The 24960-nt window shown below is 54.5% G+C and carries 13 protein-coding genes; all 13 read right to left on the bottom strand.

Annotation, left to right across the window (positions count from 1 at the left end; translation table 11 throughout):
* Positions 1 to 726: 726 nt before the first annotated feature.
* The 13 genes from ACAW87_RS07860 to ACAW87_RS07800 all read right to left on the bottom strand — a co-directional run bounded on the left by ACAW87_RS07860 (position 727) and on the right by ACAW87_RS07800 (position 24849).
* Positions 727 to 1491: a tellurite resistance TerB family protein gene (locus ACAW87_RS07860; protein WP_370722806.1), complete on the bottom strand. Its 765-nt coding sequence runs from the start codon at positions 1489 to 1491 to the stop codon at positions 727 to 729.
* A gap of 536 nt (positions 1492 to 2027) precedes the next feature.
* Entirely contained in the window at positions 2028 to 3152 is a 1125-nt protein-coding gene (locus ACAW87_RS07855; protein ID WP_370722805.1) for a BT3233 family polysaccharide utilization protein, read from the bottom strand.
* Positions 3153 to 3172: 20 nt separating this feature from the next.
* Positions 3173 to 4129: an ROK family protein gene (locus tag ACAW87_RS07850; RefSeq protein ID WP_370722804.1), complete on the bottom strand. Its 957-nt coding sequence runs from the start codon at positions 4127 to 4129 to the stop codon at positions 3173 to 3175.
* A 210-nt stretch (positions 4130 to 4339) separates the two neighbouring features.
* On the bottom strand, positions 4340 to 5968 hold the full coding sequence (locus ACAW87_RS07845; RefSeq protein WP_370722803.1) for a glycoside hydrolase family 43 protein: 1629 nt from the start codon (positions 5966 to 5968) through the stop codon (positions 4340 to 4342).
* A 107-nt stretch (positions 5969 to 6075) separates the two neighbouring features.
* A complete protein-coding gene (locus ACAW87_RS07840; protein ID WP_370722802.1) occupies positions 6076 to 7359 on the bottom strand; it encodes a glycoside hydrolase family 88 protein in 1284 nt (427 codons plus the stop codon).
* Between the two features lie 97 nt (positions 7360 to 7456).
* Entirely contained in the window at positions 7457 to 8728 is a 1272-nt protein-coding gene (locus tag ACAW87_RS07835; RefSeq protein ID WP_370722801.1) for a glucuronyl esterase domain-containing protein, read from the bottom strand.
* Positions 8729 to 8745: 17 nt separating this feature from the next.
* On the bottom strand, positions 8746 to 10677 hold the full coding sequence (locus ACAW87_RS07830; protein WP_370722800.1) for a glycoside hydrolase family 97 protein: 1932 nt from the start codon (positions 10675 to 10677) through the stop codon (positions 8746 to 8748).
* Position 10678: 1 nt separating this feature from the next.
* On the bottom strand, positions 10679 to 13051 hold the full coding sequence (locus ACAW87_RS07825) for a heparinase II/III domain-containing protein (protein WP_370722799.1): 2373 nt from the start codon (positions 13049 to 13051) through the stop codon (positions 10679 to 10681).
* 26 nt (positions 13052 to 13077) lie between these two features.
* Entirely contained in the window at positions 13078 to 14682 is a 1605-nt protein-coding gene (locus ACAW87_RS07820) for a hypothetical protein (RefSeq protein ID WP_370722798.1), read from the bottom strand.
* 151 nt (positions 14683 to 14833) lie between these two features.
* The gene (locus ACAW87_RS07815) at positions 14834 to 16243 is read right to left on the bottom strand and encodes a glycosyl hydrolase family 28 protein (RefSeq protein WP_370722797.1); all 1410 of its coding nucleotides are present in this window, start codon (positions 16241 to 16243) and stop codon (positions 14834 to 14836) included.
* Between the two features lie 11 nt (positions 16244 to 16254).
* Positions 16255 to 18102, bottom strand: a complete 1848-nt coding sequence (locus ACAW87_RS07810) for a glycoside hydrolase family 97 protein (protein ID WP_370722796.1) — start codon at positions 18100 to 18102, stop codon at positions 16255 to 16257.
* A gap of 29 nt (positions 18103 to 18131) precedes the next feature.
* Positions 18132 to 20102 carry a glycoside hydrolase family 127 protein gene (locus tag ACAW87_RS07805; RefSeq protein WP_370722795.1) on the bottom strand — a complete coding sequence of 657 codons (1971 nt, stop codon included), beginning with the start codon at positions 20100 to 20102 and terminating at the stop codon, positions 18132 to 18134.
* Positions 20103 to 20280: 178 nt separating this feature from the next.
* Entirely contained in the window at positions 20281 to 24849 is a 4569-nt protein-coding gene (locus tag ACAW87_RS07800; protein WP_370722794.1) for a cellulose binding domain-containing protein, read from the bottom strand.
* Positions 24850 to 24960: the final 111 nt, after the last annotated feature.

The raw sequence follows: 24960 nt of genomic DNA, 5'->3' as shown, positions 1-24960 counted from the left end.
ATGTAGCTGTTTAGGGTTTAGTTAGAATACTCCCGATGAGATGTTTTACCAAACTGAGAGTACTCGCTGAACTGTGTCAGGCTTTGGTGTGGACAGGAAGGAAGACGAAAACCTCCTTTATTTTCACACAGGGTAATTCTTTGGAAAGGTATTTAATTCGTCATTTGGCGTAGCACCTGCTCAACCCAATACTTTAACGCGAGGATATCTTAAGATAACCACTGGTTTACTGGCGTAGGCATTGCTATTGGGCTGGCCCTCGTAATTGGTGACGCTACTGGTGGGCGTCAGATCCCTGGTTCGGTTGGTATTTGGGATACCGATGACCAGTAGCCTGGGTATGGCGACGGCTCAGGTAATCGGCATATTGTGCTAACAGCTAAAAATGACTATTCGCGTCCATGGCGTAGAGTACGGCCACTGGTTTGCCAGCACCCGCTGAGTCTGGTCTGGGGCGGTGCACATAGATTCAGCGCGCTTTACCTAAAACCCTGGCGTGAATCGTCACTACCTCACTGGGTGAAGCGTTATACGTCTGGGCAGGCTGAGCCTGGGCCCCCGGAAGGCGGTCACTAAAAACAGAGCCGTGAGCCATTGATGGTCATAGGGGAGCGGATTCATATTGCAGTGGTTAACTAAGATTCAGCCTTTCGGGCGTTCGCTTACAGGTCTGGGCAAATCGCAATAATTGCTGGCCCAGACCTGTAAGCGGCCTGTGCCAGACTCCTACCAGCCTAAACCCCCGCCTTTACGGCTCCCGCCCAGGATACCGCCCAGCAGACTACCCAGTCCACCCGAGTTCATTCCGCCATAGCGGGGCCGTCCCCCCAAGCCTCCCAGCATGGCGATCAGCGAGCCCAGCCCGCCGCTCCGGCCACTCATGGCTCCGCCGCCCAACAGGCTCCCCAGTAGACCGCCGCCCAGCCCCCCTCGGCGGCTACCGGCCAGGCGCGAGATAACGAGCGGAGCCAGCATGCCCAAGACTCCCTTAATCATGCCTGGGGAGATGTTCAGGTTTTTGAATCGATCGGCAAAACCGCTTTGCTGGAGAAACGTTGGTGAGGCAGGGTCTTCCCCCCGCTGCTGGGCCGTCCCGGCGCTATCGACAAATTCGTCCAGGCTCCGGAACTGCTCGGGGTTGATCTCCAGGTAGGCAGCCATGTCCTGAATTCGCTCTCGCTCCTGAGGGGAGTACTGCCCGTCTGATTTAGCGAAGCTGATGATATCGGTGATAAAGGAAAAACGAAGCTGGCTGCCCTTGAGTTGATCCAGACAGGCCTGCAGACTAACCTGGGAGGGATTGCGGGCGATCTGCAGGACTTCCTCCTGGTTTTGCTGCGGTAACTCGGCGGCTTGACCCAGCAGGCTAAGAAACTCAAGCTCTTCATTCGATGCCGTGCCATCAGCGGCCGCTATGGTAGCCAGGGCACTTAAATAAGCACTTCGTTCCGGTAATGAATAGTCTGTCAGTAGGGTGGTTTGTTGGTCCATGATGGATTCGTTGAGGTTGATATGACCCTGCTCTGAAGGTCCTGTAACGATAACTAAAAAACAGCGGGCTTCTCTGAGTGGCGCACCATTTTCTTATTCTCGCCAGACTCGACGAATCTGTTACTGCCCAGGTAGCCCCTGTGTACTGAATACAGTGAGGCCAACTAGCCGCCACTCACCGAAACAATTGAGCGCTGCCTGAGACGTTTGGTTGCTGAAGAGGTTGCTGCTGTCCATCCCGGTCTAACTGATGGACATACTTGGTGCACACATAAAGGGACTCGGGGCGGATGGGGCATTTATCCCCCAATAGAGTCTTCTGTCCCCTGTTTACATGTCTTGGACGACCGTTTAATAAATCTAAAATAGTCAATCCTCTAATATTTAGTGATATCCAATTGCCGGGTTGATTGCTACAGGCAAGCTAGATAAATTTTAAGGATCAGCCTCGTTCCTGACCTAAGCAACTTAGCTGTCGTGATTTAAAAACTTGGTTTTAATTATAAGACATTGTAAGTGGTAACTCCCTTATAAAATTAGTTTACCACGCTGATGACAGGAGGTTGTTTGTGTTTCAGGGCAAACTGACGCAGGTAGGCAAACCAGGCTTCGGCTGATGTGATTTGGCCCGCTTTGTCCCAGGCGCCACCCGTATAGTAAATCAGATCGCCGACTGAGGACGCATCGAGCCTAGCCAGCAGATGATCGTATTTTGTCAACATCCGCACGGGCGTAACCGGAAATACACAGCCGATACCTAATGTACCGTCGTTTCCATGCTTTGGCTCCCAATACCCCAGCACGCCAGACTTTTCATCCAGTACTACCGGACTTGGTTCTTTGCGCTGACTAATGCCAACCACCATCGGCAGTACTTTACCTGAATTTTGCTCGATGTGGACCTGTACTTTATTAAGCTGTGCCCCCGCATCCAGCGACACTGTCCGCGTTTCTTGTACCGTAACCCCGTTAAACGTGTAGGGGTCGAATTTCACGCGGAAGGTGGTTCGGAGGGGGCCGTTGTCCAGAATTTCCCAACTCCGGTAGTTATGAATAAACTGCAGCGAGTCATTCAGGAAAACAGCGATATCTCCAGCGCCCAGGGTCAGACCGACGTGGTAATAATCAAGTCCTTCACCATGATCATTGTGGTAATCATTCTGCTTGTACCACTTATTCAGAATTAGCTGATCGGTGCGTTTGGCCCAGATGTCGGTGCCGTATGCGTTGTCTGACCGGCCGTTCAGGGCTGCACCGTACATCCGAAACGCGACCCGGTCGTTCTCCCAGGCAAAATCATCGAAGCGTTCGGGTACGTACCGACCATAGGTTTTAGGAGCTACCGGGGCTGGTTTTCCCTTGCGCAATATCAGACTGATCGACTGCCTGGGGCCAATAGAGACCTGCACCAGCAAGTTCTGCACGTCTTTTGTGCCCCGGCGTTCGAGCTGATAAGCAACAGGCTGCTGGTTTCCCGTCTGTATTACCTGAAAGTTTGTAGTATCGATGCCAGGATAAGCCTTCAGAACTGTAGCCCAGGGAATGTCAATAACTTCCTGATTCAGGGGTACAGCTGCCGGGTTATTGAGTCGGATCGGCGACTGGGCCCCTACGTAATGACTAAGGAGACAAAGCGAAACGAGGGTCGTAAATAGGTTCATGGTGCTGTAAGATCGTTGGTTTATAATAAAGCCGCGCCAAATACGCCGGCACTATCACCTAGTTTTGGTTTTAGAAAGAGCGTGTTTAGCCGACCATCGTTGAACACATATTTACGAGCCCGCTCTACGCCTTCATTATACAGTAGCTCGACATTGCCAACGCCCCCGCCCAAAACGATCGCATCCGGATCGAGCATGTTGATGATAGTCGAAACGGCCCGTCCAAAATACTCCAGGAGCCGTTCAACGGTAGCGTCGGCCATGGGGTCGATCCGCTGGTGATAGCGATCCAGAATGTCTTTGAGGGTCCGGTTTTCCCCGCTCTGTTCGAGGTAAAACCGTTGCAGGGCCGAACCGGAAATGACCTGCTCATTACAGCCCCGCTTGCCGCAGTAACAGGCATAGCCGTTTTCTTCCAGACTGTTATGACCCCACTCGCCCCCAATCCCCTGGCGGCCAGCTTGTACGACAGCCTGTCCATCCAGCCCCCGAAAGACTACACCGCCCCCGACACCTGTTCCCATAATTACCCCGAAAACGGTCCGATAGTCGGGAATAACATCCTGCACAATGCCCATCGTTGCTTCCGAGAGCGCAAAACAGTTGGCATCATTCGTAGTAGAAACGGGTACACTAAGCGCCTTCGACAGATCTGCCCGGAACGGTTGTCCGTTGATGCAGGTCATGTTCGAGTTTTTCATGGTATTCGTAACCGGATCAAGCGTACCTGGTGTGCAAAAACCAATCCGTTCAGGCTTGAGACCCGTTTCGGTTTTCAACAGATTGACGAGCGTGACGATCTGGCGGATGATATGGTCGTACCCATACCGTGATTCGGTATCCACTCGCCGACGAATCAGCACTGCGTCGGGCGACGGAGCCGTTAACACAACGCCTTCGATCTTGGTGCCACCCAGATCGATTCCCCAGTAGGTGCGTGTGACTGACGTTTGTCGGTTGTCAGGTGAGTCGTTCAAGTGAGAAGGTGTCAGTTGTGCGTTGAGGGGAGAAAACATGTAATGTACGGACTTTGTAAAGATCAATGATCGGGAGGGTCTACCTATCCCGTATGGGTTCAGCGGTTCTATTTTCCAGCGTAGCTCACCGATCGTGAATCCGTTGTGTCAAGATGGTGTCGTCTTTCCCTAAATAGCCTTTCCGAAGCTGGTAATACCCTTTTTCGACGTTCATTGTCCTACTGGTTCGATTCGAAACCAGTCGACATCAGCGTAACTCCCTGTTCGAACACCTCGCTGACTGGTGCAGAATAGCCCCACTTTTGCCCCAGTCCATTTTTCCTGTTGTGCCTTGAAGGGTTTACCGATGAGTGCGTAAACTGTTCCATCCAAACTATAGCTAAACTGACACGTTGCGTCTGGACCGGTTACCTGAACGCGTAGGTACGCTGTACCCGTTGGAATGGGCTGTTCGGCCACCACCTGTTCGGGGCTTTGGTTCATCGCGTCTTTACAAAAGACCTGACGCAACTTGTAACCGGTACTATCCCGGCTAATCGACAGGTAACCGTAGTCATTACCCATAATCAGTAAGCCCGCTTTCTTGCCAGGGGTGTCCCATTCGACAGTTAGTTTGACCGGAGAAGTGGCCGTAAAATCGGGTGCCGGGAATTTCTGCAACAGTAAATTGGGCGTTGGCCAGAGATTAACGGCATTTTCTGGCTGAGGAATGGCAAAAAGCCGTAGCGACCCCTTTCCGCGCATAAGCGCACTCCAGGTAACCCGCGGGTTAGCCTGCCATTGCCATTGTAACGCCAATGTGTCCGAATTGAATTCGTCGCTATTGGCGGGGGCTATTACGGGTACGCGCTGATTTACGGCCGGTTTGCGATACGAAACAACCGGTTCGCCAACGCCATTTTTATCCTGATCCTGACCTATGATGGGCCAGTCGTTCACCCAGCGAAGGGGCTGAAGGTGCAAAACCCGACCGTAGGCACCGGCATCCTGAAAATGCATGAACCAGTCTTCACCTGGTTTGCCATTAGCCGGGGGCACATCGATCCAGGCCCCCTGATGAGGTCCGTTAATGGCCGTTTTGCCCTGCTCCAGTACTATTTTGGCTTCGTAGGGACCGTATATGTTTTTTGACCGAAGAGCCAGTTGCCAACCCGTAGCTACGCCCCCTGCCGGAGCCAGCAGGTAGTAGAAACCATTCCTCTTGTATAGTTTTGGGCCTTCGAGGGTATGATGCTGGTCGTGCCCGTCGACTATATGCTTTCCCTCATCCAGCACCGTCATTCCATCGGGCGTCATGCGCCTAAGCGTGAGCACGCTGTTGATACCAGCCCGACTGGCTGCCCAGGCATGTGCCAGATAAGCTTGCCCGTTATCGTCCCAGAACGGACAGGGGTCGATGATCCCTTTCCCGGCTAGTATGAGCGTCGGCGCAGACCATGGGCCGGTTGGCTTTTTCGCTTTTACAACATACACGCCGTGGTCGGGATCGCCCCAATAAATGAGAAACTCGGCATTATGAAACCGCAGACTGGGAGCCCACACCCCATAGCCATGCTGGGGTATGTCGAAAAAATCGGTAGGTAGCTGTTTGGTTAGTGCGTGACCAACAAGTTGCCAGTTTACCAGGTCTCGGGAATGCAGGATAGGCAAGCCGGGCATGCAGTGAAAACTGGACGCCGTCATATAATAATCGCGCCCTACCCGAATGACGTCTTGGTCCGAATAGTCGGCATGCAGGACCGGGTTTTTGTAGGTGCCATCGCCCCGGTCGGGCAACCATACCGGTGGGCCAGGTGCAGAAGTTGTCGCTGCATTTGCGATTGGTTCTAGCTGTGCCATAGCCAATTGGCTAATCAACAGGCCTATCCCAAAAAAGAAAGTAGTTGCTTTGTACATGCTTTTTTAACGGCTCAAATTACCTGCGTAAGAACCGAAGGTAATTGCCCTTACAGGGCTGCCAGAATTGGTTTACCCGTCTGCAGTTTTTTCAGTCGCAGCAACGCTTCAATGTAGTAATAGTCAGCGTAGTTGATTGAGGCATCTACCTCGCTGTTGTTTGGTTTGTGGCCGGTGCTGTGCAGCAGGAACGCATCGTTGACCTGACGGCTCTGGTAATTCGCCGACGATAACGATGCCAGCATCTGTTCGGCTTTGGTACGATACAGACTGGCTTTCGCTTTGTCTTTTACCAGGGTCGAAAGTTCCAGCAGGGCCGACGCCGTAACGGCAGCCGCCGAGGCATCTTTGGGGGCATTCGGAATATCAGGCGCGCTGAAATCCCAGTACGGAATCAGATCTTTGGGTAAGCGTTGCAGGTACACATCCGACACTTTTTGGGCGAAATCCAGAAACTTGGGGTCTTTGGTTTCCCGGTAGGTCATCGTGTAGCCGTAGATCGCCCAGCTCTGCCCGCGCGCCCACATCGAATTATCGGCGTAGCCCTGGTGCGTGACTCCTTTGATTTTCTTTCCCGTTTCGCGGTCGTATACGACTACGTGGTACGAGGTATAGTCGGGCCGGAAATGGTTTTTCATGGTTGTCGTCGCGTGCGAGACGGCCATGTCGTACAGGCGTTTACCACCCCCGTTTTTCGAGGCCCAGAACAGCAGCTCCAGGTTGATCATGTTGTCCATGATGGTGTTGTGCTGCGGCCATTCCATGTTAGGGACCGATCGCGGCCACGACAGGATAGTGCCAACCTTCGGATTGAAGAGCGTAGCCAGCGTATCGGCCGTGGCCAGCAGGATTTTTTTGTAGTCGGGATTGCCCGTCAGCCGCAGACCGTTCCCGAAGCTGCAGTACATCTGAAAGCCCAAATCGTGGTCGATCGCCTTTTGATACGCCAGCGGAGTCAGTTCCCGCGAAAAGGAATCGGCTTTGGCTTTCCATTTGGGATCTTTCGAGTATTCATAGACGTACCACAACGTACCTGGCCAGAACCCGCTGGTCCAGTCTTTATAGCTGATGTACTTCCAGGACGTCTGGCCATTCAGAATGTTACGGGGTAAATTCGGCTGTGTAGCGGGAAGCGACGCGGCCGTTTTAGCAGCCTGCTGCACGCAATACGCCAGGGCTGGGTCGACACGTATCCGGTCCTGATTGAGGGTAAAGCCGAAAAGGACAACAAGCAGAACGAGTACGAAACTGAATCTGGATAAGGGCATGACACGCGGAGAAAGTAGGTTAATGGTAAATAGAATCTGGCGGTTGAACCGTACCCTTTTTGCCATACATAATTTTTGCTAGCCACTTTTAGTGCCTTGATTATCAATACAATGTAAGCAATTTGGCCATCTGATCAACCTGCCATCTAAACCAAAACACGGCTTATTTCTTTACAAGATGCTTATCGAGGAATTGCAGGAAGTACTGCCAATCCAGAGCGGTAACGTCGTGTTCACCGGCTCGCATGTGGTAGCCGATGGTGCCCTGTACGGACGAGTTGAGGGGTGGTAGCGTCGTGGCAGGTAGACCGTCACGCCCAAACAGTCGGTACACAGCACTAGCCGCTTTGGCCGATTCAAATTCGCCAACCGGGTCGGCTCCCTTATCCTGCTCGGCGCTGGCGATATACACGGGGCGGGGTGCCAGCAAGGCAATCACTTCGTGCTGATCGAACGGCAACTGGGCTTCCTTGTCCATATACTGCCGGAAACTGGTGCTGTACCAATGGGGGAAAACGGTGCAAAGCCGCCGAATGGATTCGCCCTGTCCCCGCCGGAACAACGTAGCTCCACCCGCGCCCGACTCGTTGCTGAGCACGGCCGCAAAGCGTTCGTCGGTAGCGCCCGCCCACAAAGCGGCTTTGCCCAGCCTCGACCAGCCAAACACGGCCACCCGTTTCACGTCGATAGCCCGATCGGTTTGCAGGTAATCCATAATCCGGCTTAATCCCCATGCCCAGGCGGCAATTGTCCCAAAGTTATCGGGCCGGTTTTGCCAGTCGGGATACGCCGTATGCACGCCCGTAGAAAAACGGGTTGCCGGTACGTCGGAGGCAATATCTTCCCGATAGGCTGTGACTAACGCATAACCGTGTCCTAAAATGCTGTCCAGCGGCCACTGGCGGGCATTAATGCCCCGGCAGGCTTCCGTTGCCCGGTTGTCAACGACGCAATCCAGGTTGACGTAGGGGTTGTTTCGGCTCTTTTCCAGGTAGCTAGTGGCAATGCGGATACCGGGGTCGGCATTTATGCTGTGGTTCCCCCAGAAGTTCAGCCCCACGATGGCCGGAACAGGTCCACGCACATGATTCGGGATGTAGAGTAACACGTCGATTCGCGGGCCGTCGGTCTTCCCGTTGATGTAAATGGCAACCTGCCTGCGCGTCGCTTTTCCCCCCAGCGCCTTCTTGTCTGTGTCGAAAACACGGAACGTCATAGCGGCTGGTTTATTCGGCGAGTGACCGTATACCTGACTGGTAAACAACTCAATCAGCTCTGGCCGACGTACCTGTTGCCACTCCGCAACGGTCTTAACCTGCGCGCCGTTTGCGCGCCGTAACGGATCAGGCAAGCCAAGCACTGGCTGCGCCAGCACGTGACCCACCAGTCCGAAGAAGCTGAGCCCACTCATTAATAAAAAGCGACCGATTGCCATATCATTCCAGGGTCTAGTTACTTCACCGGCGTCAACCAAAGTGCCTGACCACCCCGCGGTACCAACTTCATCTCCATCGACTGCCCACCTTTCACGGTTTTAGTCGATACACGTACCTGCGTCTTGGTCGGCACTGTCGGGTCGTCGGTGTACAGGTGAGCCACGTAACGTTTCCCCTTCGGCAGAAAATCGAGCGGGAGCGACAGCGTGCGGCCGTCATTGTTGGTGATCGTGCCCACAAACCAGTCGTCTCCGCTCCGGCGGGCGATGGTGACGTACTCGCCGATAGCGTCATGAATCACTCTGGTGTCGTCCCAGACGGTGGGCACCTTATCGAAAAACTCGATTTCGGGCTCGCCCCCGTACTGCGCCGGTTTGTCGTACCAGAACACGGATTGCAGCGGACTGTAGGAAATGACGTTCATCGCCAGTTGGTGAGCATGGGTGTTTTTGAGCCGTTTGTCGTAGTAGCAGATGGTGTAGTCGCCCGCCCCAGCCAGGTAACGCGTGAAGGGTAGCACGGTGTTGTGGGTTGCATCGGGGAATTCCTCGTTGCCCCTGATACCTTCCTGCGTCATCACGTTGGGGTACGTTCGGCTGGTCCCCGTTGGGCGGTATTCGTCGTGAATATTCACCATCAGCCCATTTTCCAGCGCTTTCCGTTTGGCTTCGGTGAGCCAGGTCATCCAGCGGTGCGACCCCACTTCCACAAAGCCGAATTTGACGCCCTTGACGCCCCACTTTTTGTAGAGCGGAAAAATATCATCCATCTGCTTGTACAGGGCCTGCAGGTTTACGTACAAGACCACGCCCACGTTTTTCGACTTACCGTAGGCAATCACCTGGGGCATATCGATGGGGGCCACGACCTGCCGGGCATCCGAATTGAAGGTAAACGCCGGGCCGTACCATTTCCAGTCGAAGAGGATGTATTGCAGGTTGTGGGTTGCCGCAAAGTCGATGCACGACAGGGCTCCCTGCGTGGTCAGCGTCACTTCCCGCATCATCTTACCCGGCTTGATCCAGTCAGTGTTGGTGACCGTAGCGGGTGGGTTCAGATTGAGCATGATATCGTTGTTTTCAAGCAGCTTACCCGGCCGGTTCGCCACCATCACCACCCGCCAGGGCGTACCCACATCCGACATCAGATCGACGCTCTCGTAGAGCGAAGTAACGACCGTATTGGGCTTGTCGGGGGAGAGTTTGAATTTGGTCATGGCGTAATCGGTTAGCTGCGCTTCGGCCAGCGATGCGTACAGGCTATTGGGTAATGACAGGGTCAGCGGTCGTTCCGCGTTCTCAGGCCAGCCAGACAGAGGCAGCGCCTGATAAGCCCCCTGCGCCCAGGCGGTATACCAGGCTTTGGTATCGGCGGGCAGGGTGAACTCACTGTTTTCGGCCATTACGCGGTAGTACAGGCCGTTGGGCTGTTCGGGGAAGAAGTACCGGAACGCGATGCCCGAATCGTAGGCCCGGAAAATAACGTGCAGAGCATAATCCGGCGCGTCCGGTTTCTGAAGCTGAATCTCCAGCTGGTTGTAGTGATCCCGGATCAGACTGCGTTCGCCGTACACGGGTTTCCAGGTGGTGTCCTTTGCCGTTTTGACCACATTTTTGATCACCAGGTCATCGCACCAGTTGGCCCCCAAGGTACCGGGAGGGGTGGTTACTTTATGCGCCATGGCGTGCTCGAACACGTGGTTGTCGATCTGCACACCCAGCCCGGATGGCAGAATAACCGGTTTCCCTTCGTAGTTGACACGGTAGATCATCTGTTTACGACCGGGGCCGATTTCCTGCTGCGTGAACACCACTTCCAGCTTACCATCGGGTGACAACAGGCGGGTTTCGGGTGTCTGAGCCAGCGTGAACTGTAGCGGCAACAGCCAGCTAATGAGCGCACAAATCAATAAAAATCGGCAGGGCATAGCGAGTCGAATAGTAGACATATTAGTTTGGTTCTTCCACGGTAATTACCAGCATCTTGCCCGCATCATAGGCGGGGGAAATGACTTTACCGTTTACGTTGAGCTTATTTATTTTTTCGAATCCCAGCGTGGCCTCGATCAGCGGTTGTCCCTGGAGTTGTACGTCCAACTGGTTTCTCTTTCTGTCCGCGTGCAGGAATACTTTCGACAGCGAGCTGAGCAGCGGCTTTCCATTTTTACGCAGGTAGCTGCCGTTGCCAACGAAGAAAGACGTCAGTTGCGAAGGGTCCTGCCGGTCGGCCCCCTCGGGGAACGTAAGGGCCGACAGGTACGCGTCGGTTTCCCAGCCCCGGCCCGCTCCGTCACCAATAGTCAGGTTAGCGTTGCGGTGCATCAGTCGACCGTCGGCCAGCAGGTTCATGTATACCTCGGTTACCTGTCCGTTCTGGGTAATGCGCAGGCCCAGGTAGTTGGTGCCTTCAAACTTCTCGATGACCGGCAGATTACTACGACCAGCGGCCCCGTTCGCTCCCGATGAACCCGTTGCCGTCTGAATCGACTGGTTGGTTTCATCGAGCAGCAGGATGGCGTTGACCAGCTTGGTCCGGTCGGTCTTTTCGGGGGGCGACAGTACGTAATACGGAATCTTGACGTTCGTGGTGCGGTCCTGCAGGCCGTATTCGGTCCGGTATTTAAGCTTTTCGGGAAAATCGTGCGGGTAGCCGAGCGGCAGCGTTTCGGGGTATAGCGGCCGGAACAGAATGGCTGCTTTGTCTTTGGTTATCTCCAGGTCAGGCCCGCGCTTGACGGCTTTATCGGCGTAGTGTAGCAGAAAATCGAACTGGCCGCTCTCGTATGTTTTCAGATCGTCGATGACCAGAATCACGTTGCCAATCCAGAGGAAGTTACGGTAATTCCGTAGAAAGTTGCGCGACGTGGGGCCGGTGGCATCGGCCAGCATGTACTTCAGCGAACCGCCATCGAGCAGGTTATAAAGGTGTCCGGGGTTCTTTACGGCGTTGTACTGATCGCGGGCATCCTGAGCCTCACCATTGACCATCACCACATTATGCGCCTGGCTCTTGACGAAATAGCTACTGTACTCCGGATTGCCATAGCCCACGTCGCCCCCGTCGATGAGCAGGTTCTCGCCTTTGTGGTACAGCACAAACGACCCCGCATCGGCGTGGGCGTGGTTCCAGGTGTAGCCACTTTTTACGCCCAGCATGGTGGCATCGGGCTTCCAGGACGAGCGGAGCATACCCCAGCCCATCGAGCCATACATGGCCGAAGGGGACAATGTCGGCGTCGTGGGAACCGGTTTGTTTTCGGGCTGGTACAACAGGCCCATCGGTGTACTGACGTTCAGATCTTCCCGAAATGGGGTCTTCCCGGTTTGCTGAATGTACCAGTAGTAATCGTCTTTGCCCATCCCCAGGGCCATCATCAGTTTGGCTGGTCGTTCGCCATTGGCAAAGTCGTTGCTGTCGCCGAAATTCAGTGAGAGCAGGGGTTCATTGCCACTACGCGGGTAGGCCGTATGCATAAACCAGTCGACGGTCTTTTTCAGCAGGTTATCGTAAGGCATTGTCAACGTACCCAGCGCGTTGGTATAAGCCAGTCGAAACTGAAGGTATTCACTCACACCATAATTGGCGTAGCTGACACTCTCGTAAAAGCCACCCGATGGGTCGAAATTGGCTGGTTTGTTTTCCAGCAAACTACCCGAAAAAGCGAACCACTGGCGGCTGTCGTGCATGATATCATTGGCCCACTGGCGGGCCTGCGGCTGCTCGTTCATGACGGCCAGCGACGCAATCCCGGCTTCGAACACAACAGCGGCCCACCAGTTGTGACCCATGTTGTCGAGCGATTGAATGCGCTTGTCTTTCGATACCCAGTCGCCAATCGACGGCTCAATCCCCAGTTTAACAATCTGATTGGCGATACTACGGCGTTCATCTTTGGTCAGGGCATTGTAGATGGCATCGAACGTCACCGAAGCCGTCCAGTTACTATGGCTGGTGCCCAGGCCCGCATTCCAGCGAGGTGTCCGGTCGTCCATTCCATCCCAGAAGGCGCGGCCCGTCAGGTCGGTAAGCAGCGTTTTAGCCCGATCGGCGTAGCGTTTATCGCCGGTCATGGTGTAGGCCATCGCCAGCTGTTCCATGTTCCCGCCTTTGGGGTCAGCCAACCAGCCATCGCACCGCTGCCTGATGGCGTTCCAGCGGTTGGCCAGTAGCGTATCGGTCTTGATGCGTTCTTTCAGCCGCTCGGTGCGCTGCGGGGTGTAGAACAGATAAGGGTGCGGTTTTGATTTGGTCGACTGGGCCTGTCCGGCATGACTGGTCACCAGCAGGCTGAACAGAACAAGGGTATAAACTAGTCTTCGCATCTTCAACATATGGGTCATTGACCGGGCTATCGGCGCGGCTGGATTAGAAATGTTTGCTCAACGGGCGTCGCTGACTGTACCTTATCGCCCACACTGGTACCGTACTGCCAGGCGACTACCGTAACGGCCACCGGCCTGCGGCTGCGCGGAGGAATAGGGGTGAACACAAGGTGGTTGCCCTCCACAGTGGCTGGCCCGGATTTGACGTAATACTGAACCGGCAAGCCAGCGCTGGACACCGCCCGGAGCGTCAGTGATTTGGTGTTTTCCCCCTGATCAGGTACGTTGGGAAACGTGATGGTCTGCGGCTTGCCTTCCTTGTTCGCTATCGGAAACCGTAAATCAGCCTGTTGTACGATACTCTTATAGGTGGCATCGCCGTCGTTGGACGCCAGCAGCCAGATGTCGTTCGAGCGTTTGGGGTTGTTGAATCCCATTCGGTAAAAGTTAAGCTGGAAGGTTGTATCGTTGAGTTTACGGACAGGCCCGCAGATACGATCGATACGGATGGGCGTTCGGGCATGAGCGGAGGTTGCCCGCACGCGGGAGGCATCGGTGAACGCACTGCTCAGGTAAAACGTGATCCCATCGGCGTCTGGAAAAAAGGGCAGCTGGTAATTGGCGTGGCCTTTTGTTGGTTTGAGGAACTGCCCATTTTGCCGGAAACCCAGATACTGCGTTTTTTTTGCCCTTGCCTGACGGTAGATAGCTTCGGTTGCCTGGGCCATCTCCTTGTCGAAGCACCAGCTTGCGACCTTTCTGTCGCCTTTGTAATTCAGGTAAGGGGCCGGTGCTGCGGTGGGCAGACTATCCTTCCGCCAACGGTCCATCAGCCAGCCCTTTTGTGGGTCAATGGGCGTCAACACCACCGTATCGGCCTGATTTGATGGGTTGGGTAGCCGATACTGAGCGGCTTTCCGGATGTATAGAGCCAGGTAGCGAACCATCGCGTCGGAGAAATCGAAGTGGCCACGCCCGGCATCGGCCAGCAGGCTGAACGGTGTCTTGGGGTGCTTGTCGACGTACGCAAAGGCCGGAGTCAGCCGGTCTTCCCACCATTCGTATTCCCCCATCACCATCAGGCCCGGTACACCGTCGATGGTGCGGCCCCCGTGCGACGGTCCGACCCAATCTGGATTGGGTCGACCGCTGCCGGTGAGCTTCGTTTGCGGGGCGTCGCCGTGGACCGAGATGATGGCCAGCGTACGGCCGGGGTTCCAGGCTGCAAAATTCCACGGGTAGCTCGCCAATGCTGAATGCCCCAGTGGCACAACGGGCGCAATGGACAGCTCCGAATAGCCCGACACATCGGCCAGCCGGTTCATCATGTCCGTAAACTCGATACCCGCGCCTTTGGTGGTAGCGGTCGAATTCCAGTCGAACGTCTGGTTAATCATGGGCGTGACCCAGACAATGGCAAAGCCCAGTTCACGCATGGTTTTGCGAAAATCGGGATGTTCGAAGATACCCTCTTCCAGCATGTTATGCTGACCAACGACTACCCCCCGAACGTAGCGGCAGTTGTCGGGAATCCATAAAAAGGCCTGCGGATGGTCCTTTGTTTCGGACGAAACAACGGTTGGCACGGGGGCTGACCACTGCCAAACCTGCGCGTAGGTCGGCCATGCCACGCAAAGCCCAATTAGTAACCAACCTATTCTAAGCGCACGGCTATACATACGAAGCTTCCCCAAGAATTTAGCATCTATCAATTAGCAGGAAATAGACCACGGCTACCTGGCTATACCCTGCATTTGCACAGAAATGTAACATGCGCTGCACTCAGTCCGGCTTAACCTGAATGGCCTGCGTAAATGCACCGACGTGGATGTCGCCCGATTGGTTGTTCCGAAGTAGCTTACCGTTGATACGTACGTTTTCGAACGTTACCCCGCGCACTATACCCTGTTCGCTAAGGCCCTCAATAACTGACGGATTAGCCATTGATCCCGAGTAGGTTATGTTTCGAAACGTGATATTCTCGATGTTCCGTCCGGGGCCGGTATTGTACTTTTTATTGTACAACACGCGGAGGCTCAGCAGCTTTCCTTCCTCAAAATCCTCAATCCGAATGTTCTCGTAGGTCACGTTACGAATCAGATTCAGATCCCCGCAGCTGATGGCCAGACACCCCTGGTAATCCGGGTCATCTTCGTCGTGCTCCAGAATATCCAGATTACTGAACGTGATATTTTCCAGTGTATCGCCAACGGATCGGGTGTCCCCGTGCAGGCCCAGGTTGGTCGGGTGCGCTACGTCGGCCCAGAGCGTTGAATTTTTGACCACGACGTTGCGAGACCCGCCATAATAATCCCAGCGATGGCCATAAATGGCGATGCAATCATCGGAGTTACGCATGAACACATCGTCGACCAGTACATCCGAGCAACTCATCAGATCGATGCCATCACTCCAGCCCTTGCAGCTAAACGACTTCAAATTCCGAATCGTGATACCCTTCGACTGGCCACCATACACCGTGTAATGCTGTGGATTTTTGACGATGATACCGTCGACCAGCACATTCTCGCAATGTGTTATCTCGATGCCCCGTTGCGGCTGGTCGATGATGCCCCGCCCGATAATTCGTACGTTTTTGACTTTGTCGCAGACGAGTTTCCCGCGAATAACAGCCCCGCCATCGATGTACACCGTTTTGTTGCTTGGAATCCTGAACACGTCACCCGGCTTGTCGTCCGGTGTATGAATACCGGGACCGAAGTAGATGACATTAGGATCGTTCGGATCGGGTTTGCTGGTTTCTAGCGGGTTGGCAAACAGGTGCAGGTTCTGAAGTTTGTCGCCGTTGAACTCGATGGATAGTTTGCGAGGCTGCGTGAGCGTGAAGTACAGCGTGTTCCCTTCCTGCTTTGACTGAATCTGATTCGACAGTGGACGAATACGGGCCGACTGAACAAGGCCGTTGTTTTTACGGACCGCTACTTCGACAGTACCCGAAAAGTCGAAGAACACCATGGAGGCATCCCGTACTTTATCCAGGTCGACCTGCACGGTATACTCGAAAAGGTCCTGCCACGGTTCACCCGGCTTACGTACCCGGACCGTGTAATCGTCGTTATGCTGACTGTAAAGCACCCCTGCTGGCACAGGGTAAATGACAAGCTGTTGGGCGTAGAGCTGGAGCGAAAGGAGCCAAAGCAGCAGACCAATCCCCAAGTGTTTACGGATCATTCGTCGTGGTTTTATGGCTTCTCGTTCAGAATTAAGGCCTGCCCGCCTTTGGCTTTCAGGCTGACCGGCAATGAATCGTCTGCCCCGACCTCGGCAACTCGCTTCTGAATACTGCCCGCCCCATCGTCCTCGTAACTGGTTGCCAGGTACCGCTTTCCGGGTGCGAGAAAGGAAAGCGAGAGTTTACCTGTCCAGTCCGTCGGGCCCGCTGCTGAACCAACGTACCAGGTGGTACCCTGCCGGCGCGCTACACTGATGAATTTGCCGGGTTCACCCGCCAGATAGTGGCTTTCATTCCAGACGGTCGGTACGCGTTCGAAGAATTCGATCTCCCCTTCGTCATTATAATCCGTGGGATTGCCATACCAGAAAATCGCCTGCAATGGGCTGAAATACACCACCGATAGCGCTAGTTGCTGGCCTTTGCTCACCTGTAACTTGCTCTTGTACAGATTGTCGGTGAAATACCGGTTCGTGTTGGGGTAGCAAAACGTGTAGTCGGCGGCACCAGCCAGAAAGCGGGTGAAGGGCAGCACCGTGTTATGAAACGCATCGGGGTTGTTTTCGTTGCCGCGAATACCCTCCTGCGTCAGTAGATTGGGGTACGTTCGGCTTAGCCCCGTGGGCTTGTAGTTGTCGTGGATATCCAGGATAAAGCCATGGTTGTATGCCTTTTTGATGGCACCGGGCAACCAGCTGATGCCCTCCTGCGTCAGTCCGTCTACGAAGCCAAACTTCAGCCCCGCCACGCCCCATTTCCTGTACAGCGGCAGAATATCATCCAGCCGGGTGCGCAAGGCTACCCGGTTGACATACAGGATCACGCCGATGTTTTTCTCTTTCCCGTATTGAATCACCTTCGGCAGGTCGATGGCCGGAATGACCTGCGTGGGGTCAGAGGTGGTTCGAAATTCAGCCCCGTACCAGCCTGCATCGAAGAGAACGTACTGCAGATTGTGAGTGGCCGCAAAGTCAATGCAGTTCAAGCCGCCCTGTGTCGTCAGCGACGAGCGGATGAGTTTACCCGGTTTGATCCAATCAGGAACTGGTTGCGACGATGGGGGGCAAAGCCGTAGGGGCAGGTCGCTGAAGGCGTGCAGCCCGATCGCCGATGTAGCCACGCTAACGGTTCGCCAGGGGGGTTGAAACGTGTCGTTCGTCTGCACTGAGTCTTTCCCAAACCCAACCGCCAGGGTATTCGGTGTTGCGCCTTTGGTCAATACGGCTTTGGTGTAGCTGGTGTTATCCGCTTCGCCGATCGACAGAAACAAACGGCCATTGGTCAGCGTAGCCGGGAAATCGCAGGTTTTTTGCAGGTCGGCCACGGCGATTGGCGTAAACACGGTTTCTTCATTGTACTGGTAGATCGTAAAGTCGCCGGGAAGCACAAACGTCGTATGCTCCTGCCGGATTTTACCGGGCGTACTCCCGGCTTTTTTTGGTACTACGTACCTGAACGCCACGCTTCCGTTGAAGACCCGCGCAATGAGCCGGTACGACACCGACCCGGATACGCAATCCAGCGTAAGCTCCGTGTAGTTATTGTAGATGACATCGTTTTCGCCCAACCGCCACGCGAATGACTCGGTATGCGTGTCTGTCCGCTGCTTTTTAACGACAGCATTCGAACCGACGGCTACGTCGTTCAGCCCAAACCCCAGCGCCGACCAGTTCAATACCGGTTCATTAGCGAACAACATACGATACACCAGCGCTTTCTGATCATCAACGGTGATCTCGATGCGGGTGGTTTTATCGGGCGAAAAAGCTTGATACGTTTTGGGTTTGGGAGCGGCAACGGTCGACGAAATGAACCACAAGCCAATCAACCAACCATACAATGCAGACCTGCCGGACATACGTTCTTGAGTAAGAAGAGTGAAAGCGATTATTTCAGGTCCCAGTAAACGACATAGCGCTGCCGATGAGTCCGGTAATACGGCACCAGTTCAACGGGTTTGACCCCCGGAATGGTTACCGTTTGGAACGTCAGCGGCCTTCCGGGAACGGGTTTCAACCAAGCTGAAACGGATTTGCCACCGGTGGTCAGCGTATGGTCAATTGAATCGGGAATGGTGTAATCATAGCCGTAATACTGGTAGGGGTCGGCAGGATCATGAAACGGGGCGGTTCCTTTCAGATTCGCCGTTCCCAGTTGCCCCGCCAGCACAATCGGTCCGTAGGCAATTGCTGCCACGGCAGGATCATCGTTGGTGGGCACCAGCCGGAGCGCCATGGGGTATGTAAGTTCGATCTGATCGCCCGCTTTCCAGGTACGTTCGACGGTGATATAACTACCCGGCGACTGCTTGACGGCGACTGCTTTTCCATTTACCTTCAGCGTGACACCTGCCGTTGCCCAGGCCGGATAACGCAGGTATAACGGCATTTGTACCGGTGTTTTTGTCTGCACCGTCAGGCGAGTCGTTGCCTCCTCGGGGTAATTGGTTTCCTGTACGAGGGTGACGCCTTTTTGCTTCCAGCTTACTTCCGACGGAATAAACAGGTTGACGTACACGCCTTTATCGTCATGGTAATAGATCGCTTCGCCGTATTTCGACTGGCTTTCAAAACCCGATCCTACGCAGCACCAGAACGATTGATCGGGGGTGCTGTAGAGCCGGAAGGCCCCCGCTTTCATGGGCGTGAAATAGCAGACCATGCCTGATTCGGGGTCCTGCTGACCCAGAATGTGGTTGTAGAGCGCTCGTTCGTAATAGTCCGCAACCGTCGCGTCGGCCGACCAGGTGAACAGGTGCCGGGTCAGTTTGAGCATGTTATACGTGTTGCAGGTTTCGCTCGTATTCCCCGTGAGGTGTTTGGAGAGCTGGTCTGGCTCGAAGAAATGTTCCTTGTCGCTGTTACCCCCATGCGCGTAGGTGTGGTGCTGCACGACCGTTTTCCAGAAGAATAGGGCGGCTGTTTTGGCTTTCTCGTTGCCCGTCAGCTCATAATCACGCGCTTCGCCGACCAGCTTGGGGATGAACGTATTAGCATGAGCCTTGTTCAGATTGTCCTGCCCATTTTCGAGCGGTTCCAGGGCTGCTTTATGGTAGAAAAACTGCGCCAGTTTCAGGTGCTCCGGATTGCCCGTTACGGCATACAGATTAAAGAAAGCATCATTCATGCCACCGAACTCATTCCGAAGCATTTTCTGGCGCTGCTCGGGTGTGAGTGGCGACAGTTTCGCGCTAGCCCACGACGCCATTTTTGTGACGATATCGAGCGCCTGCTGGTTACCCGCGTGGGTGTATTGATCCGTTAAGCCGGCAAAGAGTTTATGCAGTGTATACCAGGGTGCCCAGACCGCCGTGCCGGCAATGTTGCGGTCGATGTACTGTTGTGGATAGGCACTCAGGTAGCCGTTCTGGTTCAGAACCCGCTGTACGTCAGCCAATGCCGTTACCAGGCTATCGCCTTTTTTACGAAAGGCGTCACGACCCGTAGAGGCATATTGTAGCGCCAGACCCGACAGCATGTGGCCGATGCTATGGCCACGCAATTCCATATCCAGCCCTTCCCAACCCCCCAGAGGTTTAGGCATTTTGGTTGGGCTACCCGGCTTGGGCGTATTCATGCCCGCATTGACCCGAAAGCTATGCACTAACCGGTCGACAGGTAATGACAATAGCCATTTGCCTTCACGCTCGATGTTATCGTGGAACAAGCCCTGCGTAATCCGGACATCCTGCAAATCGAAGCTTTGGGCTTTGATGGGTACGTTCACCGGCACCTTCATTTTGTCAGCCGACTGACCGGGGTACTGCGCCAAGCTCAGGACAGACTGGCTAACTAAACCAAACGTGAGAAGGCCACGCAGAAGGCTATATTTTTGGAAAATGCGAAGGGTTTTCGTCATAGAACGATTGAGGCATACACTAAACTGCCTCTATCCTGAAATAGACCGTGCCTGGTTTCGCATACCCTTTTCAGGCGGCTTAAAAGCAAGGAAGATTTCTGTATGCATATCCCCTTTAATGGCAAGAGGAAACCGTATGGCTTCCTCTTGCTTGTCAATCAAAACATAGTCGCTGGCGCTAAGGCTTGATTAGTTTAATCGTTACCCGCTCAGTATTGGTAGATGCCTGAAGCAAATAGATACCCGCCTGACGGCTCATCGGAATGGCCTGCTGCTGACCAGGCGTAACAGACTCAATCTGATGCTCGAACAGCGCATGACCAGTTATATCCGTCAGCGTCAGTTTAAGAGGCTGGCCGGTAGCTCCCCGAATTTCTACGAGTGCCTGATCGTTCGTCACCGGGTTGCCCAGTGGGGTCAGGGTAAGCGGGTTGTCTGTGTGTTCAGCAGCCATACGCGCACCCGAAGCTGGCTCCTGGCCCCAAACCCGTTCACCAGCTATAAACACCACCACGCGTGTATTTTGGCTACGGTCTTGAGGCTGTTCCTGATAGGAGTGGTCATTCACCTGGTTGAAACGCCCCCCGTTCGGTTTACTGATGCGGTAGCGGATAGTGCCCGTGCTGGCTCCTGGCGCCAGTTGTCCGCTTTGGTTAAAGCTCAATTCCAGATAGGTATCTGCGTTCGCCAGAGCCGGACTGATTTTTACCAGCTGAGTGGTCACATTACCTGCATCAACCTCCGTTAACAGCCGCTCATTCCCATCAGACGTAAAGTAGTAACGCGCCTTCAGCTCACTGTAATTGATCGGTACGTTGCCTTCGTTACGGATTTCCAGGTACGTGTTGATCTGGGTGGCCGATGGGCCGTTTTTGCTTTCGGTGAGTGCCCGTAAGGCACGTACCTGGGCCGTCGAGCCGGGCTCCAGTCCAGCTACCAGTACGCCATCGTAGTAGGCGGTGATGCGCAGGTTACTCACCAGCTGATTCCGAACCGGGGCGTAGGAGTAGTCGTCGGGCTCATACAGGGAGCCATAATCGCTTTTGGCCAGGTACGTCTGAATGGGTCCTGAGTTTGCTCCGGCCGCAAGGTTGCCTGCTGCTTCCGTGAAGCTGTATTCCACGTAGCCCTGAGCCCCCTGCCGGGCAGGGTTCAACGGAACATAACGTAATCGAACCTTCTGATTGCCCAGCTGAGCGTAGTTGATAAACAGATTCCCCAACGTAACCGCGTTTTCTACCGTCACGTAGTAGCGCAGGGTCAGCCGCGAAAGGGACAGTGCGTTGCCTCCCTGGTTTTGGATCTGAATCAGCGGTTGAATGGCATTGTTGTCAGCGTAGTTGTCTACATCCCGGTGCAGTACTGTCAGGCTGATTCGTGTCGTAACGGTCAGCGTCTGACTTACCGGAGTGGCAGCTTCCACGTTGGCATCGCCTGCCTGGAAAGCAGTGATAACTGCCGTTCCTTCACCCACGATGTGCACCTTCCCGTTTACGATTGTGGCCACGGCTGTGTTCGAGCTGGTATAGCTTACAGATAAGCCCGAGGTAGCCGTTGCACCCGCATCAAAGTCGGCATCACCCACTTGCTTAGCCGGAAGGCTGTTGAAACTAATGGTCTGGGTACGTTTCGCGACAATAAGCGCAACGTCGTTGCCAGTTCCTCCCCGGTAGGTCAGTTGAAAACGGGTGGCACCAATGGTAATTATGCCGCCTTCTGCCAGATCAGTAAATGTTCCCGTAACGGGCTCGCTCGACGTATTATCGATGATCACGTAGCTGGTGCCGACCGGCAGGCTGTTTGCGTTTCCAAGGTCACTGATCATGAGGCTGGCTCCGCCGAGGGACACCCCATTGGCCACGATTTTATCCACCGTGTTCGTGCTGCTGTTCATCTCCATCTGGTAAGATGCACCAGCGGTCAGCAGTAACGCCGCCGACGTAGTGAACGTACCTACAGAATTGCCGGGCGCTATGACAGCCCCACTGCCAATGGTGACTGAACCACTGGTCAGGCCAGTGCCAGCTAGCGTACCGCCGGTTACAGATACAGGGCTGGCCAATGATCCGTTGACAACCAACGTGCCGCTGTTGACGGTAGTGGCTCCCTGGTATTCGTTCGCGCCAGTTAGCACCAATTTGCCACTGTTTACGGTCACTGACGAGTAGACGGGCGTACCACCAATGGTTGTCGTACCGTTTTTGATCGATCCTGTGATGGTCTGCGTACCGGTGCCCACTTTTTCCAGATTGACGCGTCCCTTATCGACCGCATCGGCCGTTGGTCCGGAGCCAATCGTGCCATCAAACGTACCGTCCTGGTTGTCAACGCCAACTGCCAGGATTGATGCTCCATTTGTGAGGTTACTGCGCGACATGATGTAGGCATCGGAGGTGCCATCGAGCGCGCCGATGGTTTGCTTGTTGGCATACAGGTTGGCTCCGTTGTAGACCAGTACGGCCGTCGCATCGGTTCCCATCGTCAGCCGGGTGGGTGGCAGCAGCACGTTGTTGGCATCGGTTAGGCTGTTGGTCGTGTTGTGCAGTTCAATGGTACCCTGCACCAGATTGATGCCGCCCTGCAAACCGCTCCAGTCCATGGCTGCCTGTATCCGCAGACCTGCATACGAACCGCTACCTCCGTAAACAGGAGTCGTAATTTTCAGTCCCTGCGTACCGGCAATTTTCAACGGTACCCGCGAGTTATTATTGGCATTTCCTAAAAAGAGCTTTCGGGCACCCGTGTTGATCATGTTGATGGCAGGCGTGCCCGATAACGTTTGAAAGGTTAACGTACCCCCGTTCAGGCCACTGGCCAGCGTCAGCTCTGATGTACCGTTGGCGGCATACGTCAACGTACCTACCGTGATGTTGCCGTCCAGTTGTACACCGCCGATATTTCCAAAGCTGGTAGCCCCGAAGGTCGCGTTGGCCTGTACTCCGCCGGGCACGATTGAATTGCTCCAGTTAGTCGCCGTTGGCCATTTCAGAAACCGGTTACCCGTTCCGTTCGCGATAGTCGTGGTCGCCGTAATGGCCGTACCACCTGGGCGTTGTGAGAGTTGTATCGACGATCCATTCGCGGCCACGACGGCGTAGTTTGTATTAGCCGTAAAACCACCCGGCACCGTTCCGCTTAGCCGCACAAAATCCCCGACGGTAAATGTCTGACCAGGCCAGTTGAGATCGGGGCTGCCAGCAACCGATGAGATCGTGGTTGCCAGAATCCCCGCCGTGTTGGTCCAGGTACCATCCGTAACCCCGGGAATCTGGTTCACGGTAAAAACCCGGTATACAACTGGTGCCGCATTGTGCTGACTGTCACCCATTTGCTGGGCCGTGATCGTTGCCGTTCCAGGCTTTGACACGTGGATTGTGCCATCAGCATTGATGGAGGCAACGGTCGGGTTCAAACTGGCATAAACAACGGTCAACCCTGAACTGGCAGTTGCCCCCGGTGAAAAATCAGCAGCCCCAAAATCCTTGTTTGGAATAGGAGGGAAGGTAATGGTCTGGTCAGTCGGTTTCGCCACCTCGTCGAGCGAGAACGTCAACGTACCGAACCCCAATTGGTCATAGCCACCACTGTTGGGCCCGTAATTGCCGCCGCCCCCTTCGGGCCGTACAAGCTGGGCAAAACGGGCGGAATAGGGAGCACTTAGTCCTTTCCGATTGACGTAGTGGTTGTACACCATCTCCCATACCGGGCGAAGATTACCGCGTTGATCTTCCGATACAATGGTCTGCACCACGCCGATACAGTTTCTGTAGGTCGTAAATGGGACCTCATAACCCAGGTTATACTTGGCGATGTACTCAAAGCCTTTCAGCATCCGATTGTCGTCGTACCCGTACAAGTCGTCGCCCTGACTCCAGGCCATCTCGCAGAATGAACCGGCCAGCGCCACGCCTAATACCGTATGCCCCTGATCGCGACCGCTTTCCTGCCATTGACCCAGGTCGCCGTACAGAAAGGGTATCAGGTTTCTGATCGATCCCGTTCCTGCTCCATTTTTGAAGTACTCAATGGCTTCGTTGTAAATGTCCCGCCGGTCGCAAAGAACACCGATACTGAGTATGGACGCCATATTGCACAGGTCCCAGTTAGCGTAGTAATTGCTGATGCAGGCCCCGTTGTGATTCACCAGGAAATCGTGGTTCATCGGGTACCAGACGGTCAGCATCCAGTTCTGAAACCGGGTAAAATCGGCCGGTGCCCAGCCGCTGTACGAACGCATGATCTCGGCGGCATTGGCCAGTTGGTACCCCTGAATACCGGCTAGCAAAAATCGGTCGGCTGTTCCGCTGATCGTTGTCATGCCAGCTGCCCAGGCATTCAGAATGGCGATGGATTTATTGGCGTACGCATCATCGCCCGTCACTTTCCACCGGAGCGCTGTTTGGTAGGCCGCCGCTGCATCCCTGAAAAGGGATGCATAGTTCTCCGGGTTTGTTCCGTTGAAGCCCCGGTAAATGGTTGCCGGAACCGGGTTCGTGAAGTTGCGTGTCAGTGAGGAATTTGAGTTAGCGACCAGCACGTCCCAGCCGGCTTTCCAGGGTTGAGCACCGGCATCTACTTTCGTTTTCATTCGGTCGAAGTCGACCTGCTTATGCAATAACCCCGGGTGAACAAATGGTTGTGCTTTTACGGAGAGCGCCACTGCTACCAGCAGCAAAATGAGGCAAGTGGCTCGTTGAAGGGCAATAAAACCCCTACCCAAGCTCGTGGAGAAGGAAATCTGATACATGATGATTCAGGAAAAGAATTGTTGAAGTAAGGGCAAAGAAATGGCCACCCAGCCTGTGTTAACCTTATATGAGTGGCCTTACTGTAGCTACTTAAGCGACAGTGTAGTTGC

It is taken from the genome of Fibrella aquatica (assembly GCF_041321135.1).
GTDB classification, from domain to species: Bacteria; Bacteroidota; Bacteroidia; order Cytophagales; family Spirosomataceae; genus Fibrella; species Fibrella aquatica.
The sequence above is the reverse complement of the archived record's forward strand: the minus strand, read 5'-3'. Positions and strand labels throughout refer to the sequence as shown.

Coding starts and splice junctions, on each gene's coding strand:
- ACAW87_RS07830 (WP_370722800.1), bottom strand. CDS start 10,677: ATGTCTACTATTCGACTCGCTATGCCCTGCCGATTTTTATTGATTTGT.
- ACAW87_RS07845 (WP_370722803.1), bottom strand. CDS start 5,968: ATGGCACAGCTAGAACCAATCGCAAATGCAGCGACAACTTCTGCACCT.
- ACAW87_RS07810 (WP_370722796.1), bottom strand. CDS start 18,102: ATGTCCGGCAGGTCTGCATTGTATGGTTGGTTGATTGGCTTGTGGTTC.
- ACAW87_RS07805 (WP_370722795.1), bottom strand. CDS start 20,102: ATGACGAAAACCCTTCGCATTTTCCAAAAATATAGCCTTCTGCGTGGC.
- ACAW87_RS07800 (WP_370722794.1), bottom strand. CDS start 24,849: ATGTATCAGATTTCCTTCTCCACGAGCTTGGGTAGGGGTTTTATTGCC.
- ACAW87_RS07835 (WP_370722801.1), bottom strand. CDS start 8,728: ATGGCAATCGGTCGCTTTTTATTAATGAGTGGGCTCAGCTTCTTCGGA.
- ACAW87_RS07860 (WP_370722806.1), bottom strand. CDS start 1,491: ATGGACCAACAAACCACCCTACTGACAGACTATTCATTACCGGAACGA.
- ACAW87_RS07855 (WP_370722805.1), bottom strand. CDS start 3,152: ATGAACCTATTTACGACCCTCGTTTCGCTTTGTCTCCTTAGTCATTAC.
- ACAW87_RS07825 (WP_370722799.1), bottom strand. CDS start 13,051: ATGCGAAGACTAGTTTATACCCTTGTTCTGTTCAGCCTGCTGGTGACC.
- ACAW87_RS07815 (WP_370722797.1), bottom strand. CDS start 16,243: ATGATCCGTAAACACTTGGGGATTGGTCTGCTGCTTTGGCTCCTTTCG.
- ACAW87_RS07840 (WP_370722802.1), bottom strand. CDS start 7,359: ATGGCAAAAAGGGTACGGTTCAACCGCCAGATTCTATTTACCATTAAC.